Annotated in this window: 20 protein-coding genes; 13 read left to right on the forward strand and 7 right to left on the reverse strand. The window is 45.9% G+C overall.

Going from position 1 to position 18,960, the window contains the following annotated elements; translation table 11 throughout:
* Positions 1-2: 2 nt before the first annotated feature.
* Positions 3-1,136, forward strand: coding sequence for a 5-(carboxyamino)imidazole ribonucleotide synthase (locus QMY49_RS14450; RefSeq protein ID WP_283312134.1), 1,134 nt, complete (start codon positions 3-5; stop codon positions 1,134-1,136).
* A gap of 63 nt (positions 1,137-1,199) precedes the next feature.
* On the opposite strand, the gene QMY49_RS14455 is transcribed toward QMY49_RS14450, so the two are convergent.
* From QMY49_RS14455 to QMY49_RS14470, 4 genes are read right to left on the reverse strand one after another with little or no spacing between them, the layout of a single operon-like run.
* Positions 1,200-1,769 carry a DNA topoisomerase family protein gene (locus tag QMY49_RS14455; protein ID WP_005450974.1) on the reverse strand — a complete coding sequence of 190 codons (570 nt, stop codon included), beginning with the start codon at positions 1,767-1,769 and terminating at the stop codon, positions 1,200-1,202.
* 23 nt (positions 1,770-1,792) lie between these two features.
* On the reverse strand, positions 1,793-2,272 hold the full coding sequence (locus tag QMY49_RS14460; protein WP_005429833.1) for a DUF494 family protein: 480 nt from the start codon (positions 2,270-2,272) through the stop codon (positions 1,793-1,795).
* 2 nt (positions 2,273-2,274) lie between these two features.
* Complete coding sequence (dprA, locus tag QMY49_RS14465) at positions 2,275-3,384, reverse strand: DNA-processing protein DprA (protein ID WP_038897980.1); 1,110 nt, start codon at positions 3,382-3,384, stop codon at positions 2,275-2,277.
* Positions 3,368-4,462 carry a LysM peptidoglycan-binding domain-containing protein gene (locus QMY49_RS14470; protein WP_050935970.1) on the reverse strand — a complete coding sequence of 365 codons (1,095 nt, stop codon included), beginning with the start codon at positions 4,460-4,462 and terminating at the stop codon, positions 3,368-3,370. The genes dprA and QMY49_RS14470 overlap by 17 nt, the downstream gene beginning before the upstream one ends.
* A 138-nt stretch (positions 4,463-4,600) precedes the next feature.
* Here QMY49_RS14470 and def point away from each other — a divergent pair, with 138 nt between their 5' ends.
* The 6 genes from def to QMY49_RS14500 all read left to right on the forward strand — a co-directional run bounded on the left by def (position 4,601) and on the right by QMY49_RS14500 (position 11,016).
* Positions 4,601-5,119 (forward strand): peptide deformylase, encoded by a 519-nt coding sequence (def, locus tag QMY49_RS14475; RefSeq protein WP_005450979.1) that lies wholly within the window; start codon positions 4,601-4,603, stop codon positions 5,117-5,119.
* A 33-nt stretch (positions 5,120-5,152) separates the two neighbouring features.
* Positions 5,153-6,100: a methionyl-tRNA formyltransferase gene (gene fmt / locus QMY49_RS14480; protein ID WP_283312140.1), complete on the forward strand. Its 948-nt coding sequence runs from the start codon at positions 5,153-5,155 to the stop codon at positions 6,098-6,100.
* An 81-nt stretch (positions 6,101-6,181) separates the two neighbouring features.
* The gene (rsmB, locus tag QMY49_RS14485) at positions 6,182-7,465 is read left to right on the forward strand and encodes a 16S rRNA (cytosine(967)-C(5))-methyltransferase RsmB (RefSeq protein WP_005450981.1); all 1,284 of its coding nucleotides are present in this window, start codon (positions 6,182-6,184) and stop codon (positions 7,463-7,465) included.
* 64 nt (positions 7,466-7,529) lie between these two features.
* Positions 7,530-8,906, forward strand: coding sequence for a Trk system potassium transporter TrkA (trkA, locus tag QMY49_RS14490; RefSeq protein ID WP_005429806.1), 1,377 nt, complete (start codon positions 7,530-7,532; stop codon positions 8,904-8,906).
* A gap of 9 nt (positions 8,907-8,915) precedes the next feature.
* Complete coding sequence (locus QMY49_RS14495) at positions 8,916-10,361, forward strand: TrkH family potassium uptake protein (RefSeq protein WP_005450983.1); 1,446 nt, start codon at positions 8,916-8,918, stop codon at positions 10,359-10,361.
* A 25-nt stretch (positions 10,362-10,386) separates the two neighbouring features.
* Positions 10,387-11,016, forward strand: coding sequence for a DUF3157 family protein (locus tag QMY49_RS14500; RefSeq protein ID WP_005450985.1), 630 nt, complete (start codon positions 10,387-10,389; stop codon positions 11,014-11,016).
* A gap of 38 nt (positions 11,017-11,054) precedes the next feature.
* Here QMY49_RS14500 and trhA read toward each other — a convergent pair whose 3' ends face one another.
* Both trhA and QMY49_RS14510 read right to left on the reverse strand, forming a co-directional pair.
* Positions 11,055-11,708: a PAQR family membrane homeostasis protein TrhA gene (trhA, locus tag QMY49_RS14505; RefSeq protein ID WP_005450987.1), complete on the reverse strand. Its 654-nt coding sequence runs from the start codon at positions 11,706-11,708 to the stop codon at positions 11,055-11,057.
* A 72-nt stretch (positions 11,709-11,780) separates the two neighbouring features.
* Positions 11,781-12,587 carry a sporulation protein gene (locus QMY49_RS14510; protein ID WP_047517495.1) on the reverse strand — a complete coding sequence of 269 codons (807 nt, stop codon included), beginning with the start codon at positions 12,585-12,587 and terminating at the stop codon, positions 11,781-11,783.
* 296 nt (positions 12,588-12,883) lie between these two features.
* On the opposite strand from QMY49_RS14510, the gene QMY49_RS14515 reads away from it, so the two are divergent.
* The 5 genes from QMY49_RS14515 (at position 12,884) to QMY49_RS14535 (ending at position 16,845) form a co-directional block, all read left to right on the forward strand.
* Positions 12,884-13,051: a hypothetical protein gene (locus QMY49_RS14515; protein ID WP_005450993.1), complete on the forward strand. Its 168-nt coding sequence runs from the start codon at positions 12,884-12,886 to the stop codon at positions 13,049-13,051.
* 122 nt (positions 13,052-13,173) lie between these two features.
* A complete protein-coding gene (locus tag QMY49_RS14520) occupies positions 13,174-13,440 on the forward strand; it encodes a YihD family protein (protein ID WP_005450994.1) in 267 nt (88 codons plus the stop codon).
* Between the two features lie 311 nt (positions 13,441-13,751).
* A complete protein-coding gene (gene ccoG / locus QMY49_RS14525) occupies positions 13,752-15,173 on the forward strand; it encodes a cytochrome c oxidase accessory protein CcoG (RefSeq protein ID WP_005450996.1) in 1,422 nt (473 codons plus the stop codon).
* Positions 15,174-15,221: 48 nt separating this feature from the next.
* Complete coding sequence (locus tag QMY49_RS14530; RefSeq protein ID WP_005450998.1) at positions 15,222-16,208, forward strand: serine/threonine protein kinase; 987 nt, start codon at positions 15,222-15,224, stop codon at positions 16,206-16,208.
* 34 nt (positions 16,209-16,242) lie between these two features.
* Complete coding sequence (locus QMY49_RS14535) at positions 16,243-16,845, forward strand: thiol:disulfide interchange protein DsbA/DsbL (RefSeq protein ID WP_005451000.1); 603 nt, start codon at positions 16,243-16,245, stop codon at positions 16,843-16,845.
* Between the two features lie 56 nt (positions 16,846-16,901).
* On the opposite strand, the gene yihG is transcribed toward QMY49_RS14535, so the two are convergent.
* A complete protein-coding gene (gene yihG, locus QMY49_RS14540; protein ID WP_017818137.1) occupies positions 16,902-17,780 on the reverse strand; it encodes a 1-acylglycerol-3-phosphate O-acyltransferase, YihG family in 879 nt (292 codons plus the stop codon).
* Positions 17,781-17,944: 164 nt separating this feature from the next.
* Here yihG and QMY49_RS14545 point away from each other — a divergent pair, with 164 nt between their 5' ends.
* Positions 17,945-18,901: a DUF2860 domain-containing protein gene (locus tag QMY49_RS14545; RefSeq protein WP_045491649.1), complete on the forward strand. Its 957-nt coding sequence runs from the start codon at positions 17,945-17,947 to the stop codon at positions 18,899-18,901.
* Positions 18,902-18,960 lie beyond the last annotated feature (59 nt).

Genomic DNA, 18,960 nt, shown 5'->3' on the forward strand with positions numbered 1-18,960 from the left:
AGATGCATGTACTGGTTCTTGGTGCGGGTCAGTTAGCTCGTATGATGTCTCTGGCTGGTGCGCCACTGAATATTCAAATTTCAGCTTACGATGTGGGCAGCGGTAATATCGTTCATCCACTGACTCAACATGTACTAGGCAACGGCTTAGAAAATGCGATCGAACAAGTTGATGTAATCACTGCTGAGTTCGAGCATATCCCGCATGACGTGCTTGATATTTGCGAAGCGAGCGGTAAGTTCTTACCAAGTACACAAGCTATCAAAGCAGGCGGTGATCGCCGCATTGAAAAGGCATTACTTGATGATGCTGGCGTACGTAATGCGAAATACTATGTGATCAAAACTCGTGAAGATTTTGACCGCGCAATTGAACACGTCGGCATGCCAATGGTTCTGAAAAGTGCATTGGGCGGTTACGATGGAAAAGGTCAGTGGCGTTTAAAAGAACCTTCTCAGATCGACATAATTTGGACAGAAATGGTGGAATGCATTGCTTCAACACCAACTCAAGCCATTGTTGCTGAGGAGTTTGTTCCTTTTAACCGTGAAGTTTCACTGATTGGTGCTCGCAGTAACGATGGCAGTATTGAAGTTTACCCTCTCGCAGAAAACATCCACACAAATGGTGTATTAAGCCTCTCAACAGCAATTGATGCTCCAGAGTTGCAAGAACAAGCAAAAGAGATGTTCACGGCCGTCGCCAATAGTTTGAATTACGTTGGCGTGCTAGCCCTGGAGTTCTTCGACGTTGACAGCAAGTTGCTGGTTAACGAAATCGCACCACGCGTACACAACTCAGGTCACTGGACTCAGCAGGGTGCAGAAACTTGTCAGTTTGAGAACCACCTACGCGCTGTGTGTGGTATGCCTTTAGGTAGTACTAAGCTCGTTCGCGAGACCTCGATGATCAATATTCTCGGTGAAGATACCTTGCCAGATGCGCTACTCGCGATGAATGGTTGCCATATTCATTGGTATGGCAAAGAGAAACGAGAAGGTCGTAAGATGGGTCATATCAACGTATGCGCTGATTACACTGGTGAGTTGAATCGTAGGTTGTGTGCATTAACAAACGTGCTTGATGAAGAAACCTTCCCAGCAGTTCATGAATTTGCCAAACAGTGGCAAGCATAGAAAAGTTGATAAATAGACAACAAAGGGTCGCATGATGCGACCCTTTTTAATTTTGCCTGAGATTTATTGTGATTGTGTATGCTGGCACTTGCGACTTGCACATTGCAACTTAACCCCGCTGGCGAGTTTCTTTTCTACCAACAAGGTAAACCCGCATTCCTCACAGCGACCTCTTACAGGTGGTAAGTTTACCGCAAACTTGCACTTCGGATAGTTATCACACGCGTAGAATGTCTTACCAAATCGGGTCTTACGTTCAACTAAATGCCCTTTACCACACTCAGGGCAAGCGTATAGCTCTTTCGATTCTTGCTCGGGTTCGGGCTGATTGATTGATTCGATATGATGACAAGTTGGGTAATGACTACAGCCAACGAACATGCCGTATCGCCCTTGTCGGAGCACCAACTCATTGCCACAGTCAGGGCAAGGCACACCTAACTCTTTTACGATGTGGCCATCATTACTGTGCAACGGCTTGATATAGTCACAGCTTGGGTATTGGCTACAACCAAGAAAAGGACCATGTTTGCCATGTTTCAGCCTGACTTCCCCACCACATTTAGGGCACGGCTCTCTCTCAAGCGCATGCTCGTGTGCCGAGAAAAGGTTGTGATCGATTTTACTACTCATACTCACCGTTAAAGCAGAAGATATTAGTGAAGAATACCCTGTTCCTTGGTGTACAGCAGCTCTTCCATCAGCGTGTAGGCATTTTCGTTGCCAGGGACATTAAACAGAACCATAAGAATGATCCACTTAAGGTCTTCAAGCTCAAATTCATTGGTTTCTAGCCCCATTACACGATCGATAACCATCTCACGTGTTTCTGTGGTTAGAACATTAATTTGCTCTAAGAACAGCAGAAAACCACGACATTCAAGATCTAAGCGCTGCATCTCTGATGCCGTATAGATACGTGTCGATGCCGATGCTATGCAAGTTGAAATCGCTGAATGCTCATCACTTTGTTGCAATGCTGCCAGCTCTTCTAACCAGACAAGGGCTTTGTAGATGTCTTTTTGCTGGAAGCCTGCACGAAGCAATTCATCTTCCAACTCGTCTTGTTCGACCTGTAACTCTGCATCGCTATGGATGTAGGTTTCGAATAGATACATAAGTATATCCATCATCATAGCTAGCCCCTCCCCTTTCGAATATAGCCACCGGATACTGCAACAACATGCCCTGAAAGCTCAAGCTCTAAGAGCTGCATCATGACTTCTTGGACAGGTATATTGGTCCTGCTTGCAAGAATATCAACTGGTGTAGCCTCATTTCCTACGTTAGCTAACAGCTGAGGAAATGGCAATTCTTCTTCATCAATTGGCGTAGAAAATAAATCCAAGCTCTGATTAATAGACCAGTCGAGCAAAGACTGTATTTCATTCAACACCTCTTGAGTGTTTTGTACGAGACAAGCCCCATTACGAATCAACTGATTACCACCACTGGCATTGGGAGCATTAATCGAAGCTGGTATAGCGAAAACTTCACGGTCTTGCTCAAGAGCGTAGCGAGCGGTGATTAATGAGCCACTCTTTTCTGCTGCTTCGACAACCAACACGCCAAGCGACAAACCACTAATGATTCGATTACGTCGTGGGAAGTTTTCTGCTCGAGGTTTTGCATCTGGGCGAAACTCAGAGACTAACGCACCGTTTTCCATCACTCGCCGCGCTAAACCTCGGTGACGGGCTGGATAAACTTGCTCTAACCCTGAACCCAATACCGCAATGGTTTTACCATCCGCTTGCAAAGCACCATCATGAGCGTGTCCATCGATACCCAAAGCCAAACCACTGGTAACAATCAGATCATGTTTCACCAAATCTGCAGCGAACTGACGTGCGTGTTGAAGCCCATCAACACTAGCATTACGGCTGCCGACCATGGCAATTTGAGGTTGAGACAAACAACTCGCTTCTCCCTTTATAAATAGTAAAGGAGGTGGAGCGACCGTTTGTTTGAGAAGTGGGGGATACAGAGTATCCGCCAAAGTAACAATATGATGATGAGATGAGGCGCTAGCCCAAGTAAGACAAGCGTCGACTTCTTTATCGACCTCAGACCATGCTTGCAGTTGCTTCGTGGTAAAACCCAAAAGCTGAAGCTGCTCAGTTGAGTATCCGACAATATTGCTTGGCGTATCTTTACTCAGCAGCTTATTCATCTTCACCCCGCCAATGCCTGGCAAGCAGCTCAGCTTTAACCAGGCGGCGAGGTCAGTATCATTGCGTAGTTTCATTCGTGGTCGATTCCTCAGCCAGAGGAGAAACCACTGATACCTCTTTATTGATTGGCTTAGTGCTATTGGTAATCAGTGCAAGACTGAAATATTCATAAGGACGAATGACCAGCAGTTCACCAACCTTACTTTGCGGCAAGGTGATCTTAGAGTCGAGTAAGCCACTGTCTTTCACAAAACCATCGCCACCTTTGAAAACCGGGTGCGCATCTTCTTTAAGATCAAACACACTGCCTTGGCGAAGTTGATCGGATGTTCCTTTATCAATCACAACCACTTGATTGGTTGAGCTAAATCGAATGCCCTCAATATTACCCAGCAATACTGCAGAACTGCCTTTTGGTGATGGCAGTGGGTAAAAGGTCGTCGTGAAATCACCATTTTCTAATGTTTGGACCGGCAAAGCGATATCGTTACGAATAATCTCTTGCAGTTGAGTGGTGATCTTTAGTCCTGAGTACTCGCTTGATGCCTCGATAAGTTCCCCTTTTGCAATCAAACGTAAAGCGGTAATTTGCTTAGATACGTCTTCACGGGAAAATGTTTCGACTGGACGATAGATAGCCCAACCTGTCGCCGTTTGTTCACCACTAATATACAGGGTGTCCTCAGCAGTCAGATATTTACTGCCTTTGCTACTACCCATCACTTTAGCCGCGCTTTCTAGCGTTTCATCGTCCACCAAACGGTCCGACTTGAGGTAAGGCATAACCAAACCTTCAGCAACGGTTGGCACCGCTTTCTTTTCCGTGATACGAGCTTTAGGGCTGAGCTTTTTCACCGCTTTTAAGCTCAATACTGGTTGACCATTAATCCATACCAGCGACAACTTGTCTCCGGGATAAATAAGGTGCGGATTATCGATCTCTGGATTGACCTGCCACAAACGAGGCCACAACCATGGGCTATCCAGATACATTGCTGAAATATCCCAAAGCGTATCACCTTTGACCACAACATAAGTTTTAGGTGCGTCATCTTTGACGGTAAGCGGTTGGGAGTCCGTGTTTGCTACGGCATTGAAAGAGAAAAGTAACGGCAACGTAATGCGAGAAACGTTGCGGAAAATTCGATTCATGACCCTCGTCCTTGGTCTGTTAGGCAACTACCAGAATGGAAATTGGTATAAGGATGCTGTCATTTAGGTCATAAAATGTCTAGAATTGAGCCAACAAGGTTTGTGCTGTTACGGCACAGTTCAATATTTCGAGTGAATATGTCTGTATTACAAGTATTAACATTCCCAGATGATCGCCTGCGTACCGTTGCAAAACCTGTAGAAGAGGTGACACCTGAGATTCAAAAAATCGTCGATGACATGATTGAAACCATGTACGACGAAGAGGGTATTGGCCTGGCTGCAACGCAGGTTGATATCCACAAACGTATCGTAGTAATTGATATTTCAGAAACTCGTGATGAGCCAATGGTGCTTATCAACCCTGAGATTCTGGAAAAGCGTGGCGAAGATGGCATCGAAGAAGGCTGTCTATCGGTACCAGGTGCTCGTGCACTTGTGCCGCGTGCTGCTGAAGTTACTGTTAAAGCACTAGATCGTGATGGCAAAGAGTACACTTTTGAAGCCGACGATCTGCTAGCCATCTGTGTTCAACACGAACTAGACCATTTGATGGGTAAGTTGTTCGTTGATTACCTATCGCCACTGAAGCGTAAGCGTATTCAGGACAAGCTAGCAAAAATCAAACGCTTTAACGAGAAACAGCAAAACGCTTAATCTCGATACAATTTAATTAGAAGGAAGCCTACCTTGAGTCAGTCTTTACGTATTGTCTTTGCAGGTACTCCGGATTTCGCCGCCCGTCACTTGGCGGCGTTGTTGTCTTCGGAGCACGAAGTAATTGCGGTTTATACTCAACCAGATCGCCCAGCAGGCCGTGGTAAGAAGCTTACTGCAAGCCCAGTAAAAACCATCGCGCTTGAGCATGGTATTCCGGTTTATCAACCAGAAAACTTCAAGTCAGATGAGGCTAAGCAAGAACTAGCGGATCTGAATGCCGACATCATGGTTGTTGTCGCTTATGGTCTATTACTTCCGCAAGTTGTGTTAGACACGCCTAAACTAGGCTGTATCAATGTTCACGGTTCGATTCTTCCTCGTTGGCGTGGCGCAGCTCCTATCCAACGTTCAATTTGGGCAGGTGATGCTGAAACTGGTGTTACCATTATGCAGATGGACATTGGTTTGGATACGGGTGACATGCTTAAAATCGCAACGTTACCGATTGAAGCAAGCGACACTAGTGCATCAATGTACGAAAAACTCGCAGGTTTAGGTCCAGATGCGCTGATTGATTGTTTAGCAGACATCGCAACCGGCAAAGCAGAGCCCGTGAAACAAGACGACGAGCTAGCAAACTATGCGAAGAAGCTGAGCAAAGAAGAAGCGCGCATTGATTGGAACGATGATGCAGCGCACATTGAACGTTGTGTTCGCGCATTCAACCCATGGCCAATGAGCCACTTTGAAGCGGCTGAAAACAGCATCAAAGTATGGGAAAGTCGTGTTGCGGATCAAACCAGCGACAAGCCAGCAGGCACCATTTTGCAAGCGGACAAAACCGGTATTTATGTTGCGACAGGCAACGGTGTATTGGTTCTGGAACAACTGCAAGTTCCGGGCAAAAAAGCCATGTCAGTTCAAGACATTTTGAACTCACGTGCATCTTGGTTTGAAGTTGGCACTCAACTGGTTTAAAAACCAGATAACCGTGTCAAAGACCAATAATACGAACTTTTAGAGGGCAGAGATGCCCTCCTTTACTTTAAGGTACTTATCATGAATGTTCGCGCTGCGGCTGCCAACGTCTTGTATCTTGTCGTCGACAAGGGCCACTCACTTTCAAGCGCTCTTCCAGCGGCTCAACAAAACGTACGACCACGTGATCACGCTCTTTTGCAAGAAATTTGCTATGGTGCTCTACGTTACCTCCCTCGCCTAGAAATGATTGCAAACCAGTTGATGGACAAGCCGCTAAAAGGCAAACAACGCGTTTTCCATCACCTGATTTTGGTTGGCATTTACCAATTGAGCTTTATGCGTATTCCTGCACACGCTGCAGTGGGTGAAACGGTTGAAGGTACTAAAGAGCTGAAAGGTCCCCGCTTACGCGGTCTTATCAACGCAGTATTGCGTAACTACCAGCGCAACCAAGAAGAACTGGATCAAATGGCTGTCAGCAACAATGCGGGCAAGTACGGTCACCCGAGCTGGTTACTTAAACTGCTGCAAGAAGCTTACCCACAACAATGGGAAAGCATTGTTGAAGCCAACAACCAGAAAGCGCCAATGTGGTTGCGTGTAAACCACCAGCACCACACTCGTGATGAATACCTTGCGCTACTCAAAAATGAAAACATTGATAGCACGCCACACACACAAGCAATGGACGCCCTAAAATTGGCGGCGCCATGCGATGTGATGAAACTGCCGGGCTTTGAAAAAGGTTGGGTATCGGTGCAAGATGCGGCAGCGCAGCTGTCGATTAACTATCTTGAGCCAAAAGATGGCGAGCTGATCCTAGACTGCTGCGCAGCACCAGGCGGTAAGACAGCGCACATTCTTGAGCGTACATCTGGTAGTGAAGTGGTTGCCATTGATTGCGATGACACGCGCCTTAAACGTGTGCACGAAAACCTGAAGCGCCTCAACCTTCAAGCAAAAGTGGTTTGCGGCGATGCGCGTAATCCTCAAGAATGGTGGCAAGGCGAACAATTTGATCGCATTTTGCTGGATGCTCCGTGTTCTGCAACTGGTGTGATTCGTCGTCACCCAGACATCAAATGGCTACGTCGTGCTGATGATATTGCCGCACTTGCGGATCTACAGAGCGAAATTTTTGATGCAATGTGGACGCAACTAAAACCTGGCGGCACCATGGTTTACGCGACTTGTTCAATCACACCACAAGAAAACGTGGAACAAGTAAAAGCGTTCTTAGCACGTACTGCAGACGCGCAATTAGTGGACTCCGATCCAAAGCAACCTGGTCGTCAGATTCTACCAGGCGAAGAAGATATGGATGGTTTCTACTACGCAGTGCTAACAAAAAAACACGCGTAACAGCATGCTAAATAGGGCGATTGAAGTGAATTCAATCGCCTTTTTCAGATAACGAGTAAAGAGTATGAAGATCATTATTCTTGGTGCTGGTCAGGTTGGCGGCACACTGGCGGAAAACCTAGTTGGTGAGAACAACGACATCACCATCGTCGACAAAAATGGCGACCGACTGCGTGAGTTACAAGACAAATACGACCTACGAGTGGTCAACGGTCACGCAAGCCACCCAGATGTTCTGCACGAAGCCGGTGCGCAAGACGCCGATATGCTTGTCGCAGTAACCAACACCGATGAGACCAACATGGCAGCCTGTCAAGTTGCGTTCACTCTGTTCAATACCCCAAACCGTGTTGCACGTATTCGTTCTCCAGAGTATCTGGCAGAAAAAGAAGCCCTATTTAAGTCTGGTGCCATTCCTGTCGATCACCTTATCGCACCAGAAGAGCTGGTAACGAGCTACATCGAGCGCCTCATCCAATACCCAGGCGCACTGCAAGTGGTAAGCTTTGCCGAGCAGAAAGTCAGCCTAGTAGCCGTTAAAGCCTATTACGGTGGTCCGCTTGTGGGCAACGCTCTGTCTGCCCTGCGTGAGCACATGCCACACATCGATACTCGTGTTGCTGCGATTTTCCGTCAGGGTCGTCCTATTCGTCCACAAGGCACTACCATCATTGAAGCTGATGATGAGGTGTTCTTCGTTGCAGCAAGTAACCACATTCGCTCGGTAATGAGTGAGCTTCAGCGACTTGAGAAACCTTACCGCCGCATCATGATTGTTGGCGGTGGTAACATCGGTGCGAGTTTAGCCAAACGCCTTGAACAAACTTACAGCGTGAAGCTGATCGAACGTAACTATCAGCGTGCAGAAAAGCTGTCCGAGCAACTAGAAAATACCATCGTCTTCTGTGGTGATGCGGCAGATCAAGAACTGCTGACGGAAGAAAACATTGACCAAGTAGACGTGTTCATCGCGCTGACTAACGAAGATGAGACCAACATCATGTCAGCGATGTTGGCAAAACGCATGGGCGCAAAGAAAGTGATGGTGCTAATCCAACGCGGCGCTTATGTCGACCTTGTACAAGGCGGCGTGATTGATGTGGCAATCTCACCACAGCAAGCGACGATTTCTGCTCTACTAACGCACGTTCGCCGTGCTGACATCGTGAACGTTTCTTCACTGCGTCGTGGCGCAGCCGAAGCAATCGAAGCCGTTGCGCACGGTGACGAAACCACATCCAAAGTGGTGGGTCGCGCGATTGGCGATATCAAACTCCCACCAGGAACCACTATTGGTGCTATCGTTCGTGGCGAAGAAGTTCTTATCGCACACGATCGTACTGTCATCGAACAAGATGACCACGTCGTGATGTTCCTGGTCGACAAAAAGTACGTACCAGACGTCGAAGCGCTGTTCCAGCCGAGTCCATTCTTCCTCTAGGATTTTCCTATGGTCAACTTACGTCCCGTACTGTTTGTTATCGGGCTGGTTTTATCCAAACTAGCCCTTTTTATGTACGTGCCGACTTTGGTCGCGTTTTTCACTGGTACGGGCGGGTTCCTCGACTTCGCCCAAGCCGTAGTGATCACTCATCTCGCCGCTTTTATCTGTTTAACGATTGGTCGAACCGCCAAATTCAAACTCAGCGTGCGTGATATGTTTCTCATCACCAGTTTGGTATGGACTATCGCCAGTGCGTTTGCCGCCCTGCCATTTGTCTTTATCAACCATATCAGCTTTACCGACGCCTACTTCGAAACCATGTCAGGTATCACGACTACTGGTTCGACCGTACTTAGTGGTTTAGACAACATGGCGCCAAGCATCTTACTGTGGCGTTCTATCTTGCAATGGCTGGGTGGTATTGGCTTTATCGTGATGGCAGTAGCTATCCTACCGATGCTTAACGTTGGTGGTATGAAGCTATTCCAAACCGAATCCTCCGATTGGTCAGACAAAAGCAGCCCAAGAGCTAAGACTGTCGCGAAGAACATCGTATTGGTGTATTTGATGCTGACAGGCTTGTGTATCGTGGGATACTTGTTAACTGGCATGAACCTGTTTGAAGCAATCAACCACGCATTCACGACTCTATCCACCGGCGGTTACTCGACATCAGATGGTTCGATGAACCATTTCTCCAACGGTGCTCATTGGGTTGCGACCACCTTTATGTTCCTCGGTGGTTTGCCATTCCTACTGTTCGTAGCGGCATTACGTAAGCGCAGTATCGATGTCTTGATGAAAGACGCCCAAGTTCGCGGCTTTGCTTACCTATTTTTGTTCTCAAGCTTAGTGGTCGCCGCTTGGTTGGTACTTCGTGATGGCTACACCATTTTGGATGCACTGCGAGTTTCAATGTTCAATATTGTTTCAGTGGTCACCACTACGGGTTTTGGCCTGGAAGATTTCACAGCTTGGGGCGCATTGCCATCGACATTGTTTGCTTTCTTGATGATGGCAGGCGCATGTTCAGGCTCCACCTCAGGCGGGATTAAAATCTTCCGTTTTCAGATCGCGATGACACTACTCAACAAGCAAATCATGAAGCTTATTCACCCTTCAGGTGTTTTTGTTCAGCGCTACAATCAACGCCCTGTAAACGACGATATTGTTCGCTCTGTGGTGGCGTTTGGTTTGATGTTTTTCATCACCATCATCTTCATTGCTGGTTGTTTAAGTGCTCTCGGTCTTGATCCAGTCACCAGTATTTCGGGGTCGATTACCGCAGTTGCAAACGTGGGACCGGGGATGGGTGACATCATTGGACCAACGGGTAACTTTGCCCCACTGCCTGACACTGCAAAATGGTTATTAAGCTTTGGTATGTTAATGGGGCGTTTGGAAATTCTGACTATTCTTGTACTGTTCTTCCCTGCGTTTTGGCGCCGTTAAACAGACTCAAATAAAAGGTATAACAATGAAAACATGGATCACTCTGGCGACCCTACTCGCCTCTTCATCCGTTTACGCAGCTGAAGTCGTGAAGCTAGCAGATGGGCGCGAAGTAAAATTGAATGACGACTTCACATGGGAGTACGTCGTGAAGAAAGCAGCGTCTGAAAACACATTAGAAAAAGTTGAGGCGGTAGAGGCGGCTGCGGTTGTTGCATCAACAACAGCCGTAGAAGCAGTCACCACGCAAACCACTAAAGCACCTGAGATTGCAACAATTCCAGTCGTAAACAAAAAAGTGGGCACAACCATAGTCGTGAATGCGAAGAAGCCGACAATGCAGCTGTCCGACTCTGGTGTGGATGTGTTAATTGGTTCAGCGCGTTATGAAGACGGTGAACTGATCCTACCGACCTCAGTAACCAATCAAAGCTCACAATCAGTGATTCAGGTTGAAGTGGAAGTACAGGTATTCGATATGTCTGGTAAACCGTTGGCGAAAGAAAGCGTCACAGTTTGGCAATCCATCAAACGTATGGCAGACACTTACCTACGTCCGCAACAAGCTGAGCAAGGTAAAGCAATCAAGCTGGCAGTACCGCAGTCGCAGCAATACCAGTTCTCGGCAGAAGTATTAGAAGTGAAGACCCGCTAATACAATAAAATATGCTTAGTCGAGTCTATTTCTATCAACTAGATAGGCTCGACAAAGTAGTAAATAGCGAAGAAATGGCATACACACCCCGCCAAAACAAAACCGTGCCAAATTGCGTGATTAAATGGGATTCGTTTCGCTACGTAGAAAATCACCCCAATTGAATACACCAATCCACCCGCCGCTAATAGTGTCAAACCACCAATATCTAAATTAATCGCCAACTGATAAATCACAATCAGCGACAACCACCCCATCACCAGATACGTCATCAAAGATAGCTTCTTGAATCGATATACAAATGCAACCTTCATGATGATACCAATCAGCGCAATGGTCCAAATCACAATCATCAGCCCAATCGCTAATGGAGTACGCAGACTCACCAATAAAAACGGCGTGTAGCTGCCTGCAATCAAAAGATAGATGGCGCAGTGATCGAAGGTTTTCAGCCAACGTTTAGCTTTGGGGTACGGAATGGCGTGGTAGAGCGTGGATGCCAGAAACAGGACAATCATACTAGAGCCGTATATTGCCATACTGGTAATGGTCAACGTATCCGCTTGGTGGTCGATCGCCTTGATTAAAAGCAACACCAAACCAACGATGCCAAAAATCATCCCAATACCATGAGTGATCGAGTTGGCTAGCTCTTCGCCCTGACTGTATTGTGCTTTCTGTGGTGAGGACATGAACGCGCCTATACTAGAGTTTCGAATATTCACTCTAGTATGGCACATTAAGCTTACACGTGTAAGCTTAAATTATGACTCGTGGGCAGCAGTGGTTTGCTCAAGGTAATTCAGTACCAGCGGACCTACATCTTCTAATTGGGTGCTAACTGGAATGCTCAGTTCTCGTTTAAGTTTGCCGCTGCCTAGTAGGCTCGCCAACATGCCACTCGCCCCACTTCGTGTACGGTCAACTTCAAACCAAAGTTTAAGAGCCTGCTCGTCGCGATGAGCAACAAACTCTAATTCACGCCATACGCCATGATATGGTCCATCGGTTGGCACCATTTCAAACTCTTGCACGAATGGCAAATCAAAGCCTTTCACTTCTTCACACTCGACTTGGCGGATACGCAAACCTTGCGATTCAAAAGCAGACAAAATGGCATCCATAAGTGGGTCAGGTCTAACAGTAAGAATGTCTTTGTCGGTAGGGTCGAGCGCCATCGCAACGTCTAGGCCGGTCTCTAGCCAAACTTTGGCATCACCAATGGTCACAGGCGTATTCCAAGGCACATCGAGTTTAACCTCAAAAGTACGGTCTTCGCCGGGATGGATAGTAAATGCGTATGGGAGGTTCCACTTAGCAAGCACATGCGTTTGCGGTACCCGACGCATGCTGTGTCCTTCGCGAGCTCCGCGATCATCAGGCGCTTCTGCAATGTAACGGCAACAAAGCTTCAGATCGATGTTGTCGATCGCTTGTTCAGTCGCTCCGCCATACACGTGGATAGAAACATCAACGCTCTGACCGGGATACAGTACATCTTGGTTTAGGATCGAATCGACCTTAGCACTGCCGATCCCAAAACTCGCAAGTGTCTTCTTCAAAAATGACATATGCACCTCCTTCGTAGAGATCTCATACTACTACTGCTGATCATGGGATCAAAACAAATTTTCGTCTCGATTTCGCACAGAAAACCATAAAATCCATACAATTCAACTGCTCAACTATCGACCAATTATAGCAGGAGTGCTAACCTATACATGATATGCATGCATATCGTTATTCCTGATGCATTATTTGGATTGGCGAGAGCCAGAAGAGCCACCCTTCAAGCAGTTGAAGCTCAACTCATAATGAATCAGGCCATTACATCGGCAATGGATATGCCTGGCAGTTAGGTATCTAAATGCGCCCAACAACAGTCAGGTTCGCACATACTAATCGTAGTGCAATGCGCCGTCGCAGTGGTTTCACTACTGCGCCAAAGGCAAAACAAGTTGCGCCAGCAATGACTCTGGTTGAGAAGACAGCGGTTATGCCAAGTGTTCCAAACAAAGTTATCAAAGCAGCTTAATTAAAAAGCGCGGCAATCACCGCGCTTTTTTCTTTGCTCCCCTACCTTTCCTATTTGGTGTTCGCCAAGCAATTTGATACCTTTAGTAGCAAATAACACCTATAAATTCTGTGGAGAAAGAAATGAAGTGTCATCGTATTGAAGAGTTGCTTGAGCTTCTAGAGCCTGAGTGGCATAAAGACCAAGAAATGAACCTGCTGCAGTTCATCCTAAAGCTAGCAAATGAAGCTGGCTATGAAGGCAAACTGGAAGATCTCACCGACGACGTGTTGATCTACCACCTAAAAATGCGCAACAGCGGCAAAGATGAAATGATCCCAGGTCTTAAGAAAGACCAAGAAGATGATTTCAAGACAGCAATCCTACGCGCACGCGGTATCATCAAGTAAACCGCTCACACCCAAGTATTGATAAGCGACTCATTTGAGTCGCTTTTTTTATAACTAAATCAAACAGTTTAAAAAGGTGGTTATAACTGTTCAGTCATTTATCAGGTTAACTGTACTGACTTTTGTTGTTAAACGTTGACTGCGTTAAAGAAACGGAATTGTTATTGATTGTATAATCGCCGTTCATCAGTATTTACTAAAATAATTATGTTCAGCCATGAATCATGGCATGGACGAAGCAGCAATGTCATCGAGCGACATCACTAGAAATGTCGCCGTACATTATAAAAAGCCTAAAGAAGGATGTGTGCATGAGTCAGGATAAGATTGATATCAAAGATGTGACTCCAAAAACCTTTAACCCGAAAACCCACAAAGGGAAAGGGGATCGTTTCAACCCAAGTAATCGAATCTATGTTCGAGAAAGTAAAGGCACCTTTCAGAAACTCCGTCGCTACGGCGGTTGGTTTTTATTGTTGCTGTTTGCATTGGTACCATGGATTCCTTACGGCGAGCGCCAAGCCATTTTGCTGGACATCGGTAACCAGCAGTTCAACTTTTTCGGCACAACGCTGTATCCACAAGACCTTACCCTACTCGCACTGCTGTTTGTAATAGCAGCGTTTGGGCTGTTCTTTATCACCACCTTCTTGGGGCGGGTTTGGTGTGGCTACTTGTGCCCGCAAACCGTGTGGACCTTCATCTATATTTGGTTTGAAGAGAAGCTCGAAGGCAGTGCAAATAAACGCCGAAAGCAGGACTCCAATAAGCTGACTGCAAATTTAGCCATGCGCAAAACCCTCAAACACATTGCGTGGTTTGCGATAGCTCTTGCGACAGGCTTTACCTTTGTTGGCTATTTCGTACCCATGAAGCAATTAGTCGTCGACTTTTTCACCTTTAATGCCAACTTTTGGCCCGTATTTTGGGTAATGTTTTTTGCTATTTGTACTTACGGTAACGCTGGCTGGATGCGCTCTATTATGTGTATTCACATGTGCCCTTATGCGCGTTTCCAATCGGCTATGTTCGATAAAGACACCTTCATCGTGGGTTACGACACCAAACGTGGTGAAAAACGTGGTCCTCGTTCACGCAAAGCCGATCCAAAGCAACTTGGTTTAGGTGACTGTATCGATTGTGATCTGTGTGTTCAGGTATGTCCGACTGGTATCGATATCCGGGATGGCTTGCAGTATGAGTGTATCAACTGTGGCGCGTGTATTGATGCATGTGACAACACCATGGAGCGCATGGGTTACGAGAAAGGTCTGATCAACTACACCACAGAGCATCGACTCTCAGGTAAGAGTACCAAAGTCATGCGTCCAAAACTGCTTGGTTATGGTGCGGTACTGTTGGTCATGATTGGCTTGTTCTTCTTACAAGTGGCATCGGTTGATCCAGCAGGCATGAGCGTGCTGCGTGACCGTAACCAATTGTTCCGCGTTAACAGCTCTGGCGAAGTAGAAAACACCTATACCTTAAAAGTGATCAACAAGACCCAACAAGTTCAAGAGTACGACTTGAACGTCGAAGGTTTGAGTGATGTCAGCTGGTATGGCAAACAAACCATTCAAGTTGAACCAGGAGAAGTATTAAACTTACCAATGAGCCTTGGCGCAGATCCTGACAAGCTAAACTCTGCGATCACAACAATTCAGTTTATACTCACCGATAAGAGCAACGAATTCACCATTGAAGTGGAAAGCCGATTTATCAAGAAGCTATAACTTCGATGACCAATGGAAAAAGGCTCAGCAATGAGCCTTTTTATTTATATGTCCCAAGGCACCTTCAACTTTGATGCCCTCACGCCAGACTTTATGTGGTACGCGTTAGAGAGCATCGGTATTCGAGCGGAATCTGGATTTCTCGCTCTCAACAGTTACGAAAACCGTGTTTACCAGTTCACCGATGAAGAACGCAAGCGCTATGTGGTGAAGTTCTACCGTCCTGAGCGCTGGAGCAATGAACAAATTCAAGAAGAACATGACTTCACCCTTGAATTGATCGACAACGAAATCCCAGTTGCTCCACCCGTGCGCATCAACGGACACACCCTACACCATTACCAAGGCTACGGCTTTGCTTTATTTGAGAGTGTGGGAGGTCGTCAATATGAAGTCGACAACTTAGATCAGCTAGAAGGTGTGGGTCGTTTTTTAGGGCGCATCCACAAAGTAGGCAGCCGCCAAGCCTTCCAGCATCGCCCAACGATTGGCTTGCAAGAATATCTTTATCAGCCAAGAAAGATTCTGCAAAACGCTAACATGATCCCAATGCATTTAGAGAACAGCTTCTTCAACGATTTAGACATGTTAATCAAATCGATTGAAAGCCACTGGCAGGATGGTTTCAATACCATTCGCCTACACGGAGATTGCCATCCGGGCAACATCTTATGGCGCGATGGTCCCATGTTTGTCGATTTGGATGACTCACGCAATGGTCCAGCAGTGCAAGACTTATGGATGCTACTCAATGGTGAGCGCCAAGATAAACTAATGCAGTTGGATATCGTCTTAGAAGCTTATCAGGAGTTTTGTGACTTTAACTCGGCAGAATTGAAACTAATCGAACCACTTCGCGGTCTACGAATGGTGCACTATATGGCATGGCTAGCAAAACGTTGGCATGACCCGGCATTTCCGCTCGCTTTTCCATGGTTCAATGAGCCAAAATACTGGGAAGGTCAGGTCCTTGCATTTAAAGAGCAGATTGCCAACTTAGAAGAAGCACCACTGTCTTTAATGCCTCAATGGTAAGTCAGGCCGAACAATTCAAAATGGAGATATTTAAATGAAAAAGCTGTTCGCACTGTTTTCTATGCTGATGCTAAGCCTGTCGGCACATGCAGCGCAATTCAAAGAAGGTGAACATTACAAAGTATTGGATCTAGAGGCATCGAAAAAGCCTGTAGTGACTGAGTTCTTCTCTTTCTACTGCCCACACTGTCATTCATTCGAGCCTATCATTCAGCAACTGAAACAAAAGCTACCTGAAGGCGTAAAACTACAGAAGAACCACGTATCCTTCATGGGCGGAAACATGGGGCCTTCAATGAGCAAAGCATACGCGACCATGGTTGCTCTAAAAGTAGAAGATAAGATGGTGCCTGTGATGTTTAACCGTATCCACAACATGCGTAAGCCACCACGTGACGATGCTGAAATTCGTCAAATCTTCCTAGACGAAGGTGTGGACGCGAAAAAATTCGACGCAGCATTCAAAGGTTTCGCAGTCGATTCAATGGTTCGCCGTATGGACAAGCAATTTGAAAACAGCGGTCTAACAGGCGTTCCTGCAGTTATCGTTAACAATAAGTACCTAGTTCAAGCGCAAGGCATTAAGTCAATGGACGAGTACTTTGCACTAGTAAACTACTTGCTAACGCTTAAGTAATCTGTACAAAAACAAGAAAGGGGAGCAATGTGCTCCCCTTCTTTATTTGTGTATTTTTATTTGTGTATTTCTTGCAACAGTTGATCTTTCTCCTGCCAAACATCACCAAGCCATTGTTGGAACTGGCGTTTATACGGCTTGTCATTAAAATAATCGCCCAATACACGTTCGTCGACAGGAAGCACTTTCACACGCACGACAATCTTGGTCATACGCCCCATAAGAATATCTTTAAATGGCTTCTCCGTATTCTCTGGATATGCCAAGGTCACATCAATGATGTTCTCAAATTGCTCACCCATTGCCGCTAACGTATAAGCAATACCACCTGATTTTGGCTGCAACAAATATTGATAACCCGCTCGACTTTTACGCTGCTTCTCTTGTGTAAAACGCGTTCCTTCCACGTAATTCACTACTGTAGTTGGTGTATGTTTAAACTTGGCGCAAGAGCGGCGCGTCGTTTGCAAATCTTGTCCACGTTTATGTGGATTACGGAGCAGATATTCACGAGAATAGCGACGCATAAATGGCATATCTAATGCCCAACAAGCCATACCAATAAAAGGCACGTAAAGTAGCTGTTGTTTTAGGAAAAATTTAGGCATAGGGATGCGATCTTTAAATACGCAGCACAGTACAACAATATCAGTCCAACTAAGATGATTACTGATCAGTAGGTACCAACCATCTTTCTTTAAGTTTTCTCCGCCTTGAACATCCCATTCAACGCGATTAAACAAAGCAAGGATGCCTGCATTGACTGTAGCCCAAACCCACATCATTTTGTTTGCAGCTTCGGTACCCTTGGCTTTGAGCTTTGCTGTTGGAAGCAAAAGCTTAAAAATGGCAATGATACAAATAGCGATGGAACAAATCGCAGAATTTATAATCACAAAAGAAGCGTTAAAAATGAGTAACAAATATGCCAACATGGTAACCAATCAGTAACTAGTGTACGTGAACAATAAAACAGCGTGTAATTATACGAATCCGTTGCCACATTGGAATATTTGTAATAATGGTCAGATTTGTTTCACTGTAAAACCGGACCAACGCTCAACTAACATTCTTCATTCGACAAACAAGGAGAAAGCGAATGAATCCAAGGCTAACCTTACTGCCTTTGGCTCTTATCGTCAGTACAGCTCAGGCTCAACTTGCTGAAACAGCAGGTTTTAGCGGTGAAATTTCGCTCAATGCAGGCTTCGTTTCATCAGAATCTCATTTCAATACCGATAATAGCAGCACCATCAACTCTCTCGATCAAAGCGCTGAGAGTGATAGCTCCTTTATTGCTGCGCCATTAGGCAACATCGCTTATACATTTGGTAGCAAACTCAACCAGCAAGTATACGTTGGTACTACGCGTGCCGATATTGCAGTGGGTACTTTAGCGTTCCAGTTAGGATATCAGTACCAATTGCCATCAGGCACAATATTAGATGTCTCTTACCTTCCTACCGTTTTAAAAGGTGAAACGTGGCGCAACCCATATAAAACAGGCTCTGCAAGACAAACCACTGACGAAGGTGGCAACGCGTACCGCTTCCAAATCAAACGCTTCTTAGATGACAACTTTAACCTTGATTTGGCATACGCAGACAAAGATGTGGAAAAAGATGAAGTCACTGACCACACTTTAGCCCGTGACGCGAAAGTATATTACGTAAAAGGCGATTATCGTATCCCGTTGAGTCGCACATCAATGCTACAACCTGCTTTAACCTACATTAATCAAGATGCCGTTGGTGATGCCGAGTCATTTGATTCATATGGTTTAGACTTAAGCTGGTTCCAATTTATGAACCGTCACCGCTTTGCCTTAACCGCTGGCTACACAATGAAAGACTACCAATCAGCAAGCAACACGTTTGGTAAAACACGTAGCGACGACACATTAAGTCTGTTTGCGGCATACGAATACGAAAATGTATTCGATTGGCAAAACTGGTCGTTCATTTCTCTGGCTGGCTACAGCAATACCGATTCGAATATCACTTTCTACGATGAGAAAGAATATTTAGTTTCAGTTGGTATGAACTACAACTTCTAAGATCGATACTCGCAGTAAATGGGATCCATTTGCTGCGAGTATAAAATGGACTGATCGTC

The sequence above is a fragment of the Vibrio harveyi genome (assembly GCF_030060435.1).
Lineage (GTDB): Bacteria > Pseudomonadota > Gammaproteobacteria > Enterobacterales > Vibrionaceae > Vibrio > Vibrio harveyi.

What these genes read in the sequence shown, in the direction of transcription:
- QMY49_RS14450 (WP_283312134.1), top strand. Translation starts at nt 3, where the DNA reads ATGCATGTACTGGTTCTTGGTGCGGGTCAGTTAGCTCGTATGATGTCT.
- QMY49_RS14455 (WP_005450974.1), bottom strand. Translation starts at nt 1,769, where the DNA reads ATGAGTAGTAAAATCGATCACAACCTTTTCTCGGCACACGAGCATGCG.
- QMY49_RS14460 (WP_005429833.1), bottom strand. Translation starts at nt 2,272, where the DNA reads ATGATGATGGATATACTTATGTATCTATTCGAAACCTACATCCATAGC.
- dprA (WP_038897980.1), bottom strand. Translation starts at nt 3,384, where the DNA reads ATGAAACTACGCAATGATACTGACCTCGCCGCCTGGTTAAAGCTGAGC.
- QMY49_RS14470 (WP_050935970.1), bottom strand. Translation starts at nt 4,462, where the DNA reads ATGAATCGAATTTTCCGCAACGTTTCTCGCATTACGTTGCCGTTACTT.
- def (WP_005450979.1), top strand. Translation starts at nt 4,601, where the DNA reads ATGTCTGTATTACAAGTATTAACATTCCCAGATGATCGCCTGCGTACC.
- rsmB (WP_005450981.1), top strand. Translation starts at nt 6,182, where the DNA reads ATGAATGTTCGCGCTGCGGCTGCCAACGTCTTGTATCTTGTCGTCGAC.
- trkA (WP_005429806.1), top strand. Translation starts at nt 7,530, where the DNA reads ATGAAGATCATTATTCTTGGTGCTGGTCAGGTTGGCGGCACACTGGCG.
- QMY49_RS14495 (WP_005450983.1), top strand. Translation starts at nt 8,916, where the DNA reads ATGGTCAACTTACGTCCCGTACTGTTTGTTATCGGGCTGGTTTTATCC.
- QMY49_RS14500 (WP_005450985.1), top strand. Translation starts at nt 10,387, where the DNA reads ATGAAAACATGGATCACTCTGGCGACCCTACTCGCCTCTTCATCCGTT.
- trhA (WP_005450987.1), bottom strand. Translation starts at nt 11,708, where the DNA reads ATGTCCTCACCACAGAAAGCACAATACAGTCAGGGCGAAGAGCTAGCC.
- QMY49_RS14510 (WP_047517495.1), bottom strand. Translation starts at nt 12,587, where the DNA reads ATGTCATTTTTGAAGAAGACACTTGCGAGTTTTGGGATCGGCAGTGCT.
- QMY49_RS14515 (WP_005450993.1), top strand. Translation starts at nt 12,884, where the DNA reads ATGCGCCCAACAACAGTCAGGTTCGCACATACTAATCGTAGTGCAATG.
- QMY49_RS14520 (WP_005450994.1), top strand. Translation starts at nt 13,174, where the DNA reads ATGAAGTGTCATCGTATTGAAGAGTTGCTTGAGCTTCTAGAGCCTGAG.
- ccoG (WP_005450996.1), top strand. Translation starts at nt 13,752, where the DNA reads ATGAGTCAGGATAAGATTGATATCAAAGATGTGACTCCAAAAACCTTT.
- QMY49_RS14530 (WP_005450998.1), top strand. Translation starts at nt 15,222, where the DNA reads ATGTCCCAAGGCACCTTCAACTTTGATGCCCTCACGCCAGACTTTATG.
- QMY49_RS14535 (WP_005451000.1), top strand. Translation starts at nt 16,243, where the DNA reads ATGAAAAAGCTGTTCGCACTGTTTTCTATGCTGATGCTAAGCCTGTCG.
- yihG (WP_017818137.1), bottom strand. Translation starts at nt 17,780, where the DNA reads ATGTTGGCATATTTGTTACTCATTTTTAACGCTTCTTTTGTGATTATA.
- QMY49_RS14545 (WP_045491649.1), top strand. Translation starts at nt 17,945, where the DNA reads ATGAATCCAAGGCTAACCTTACTGCCTTTGGCTCTTATCGTCAGTACA.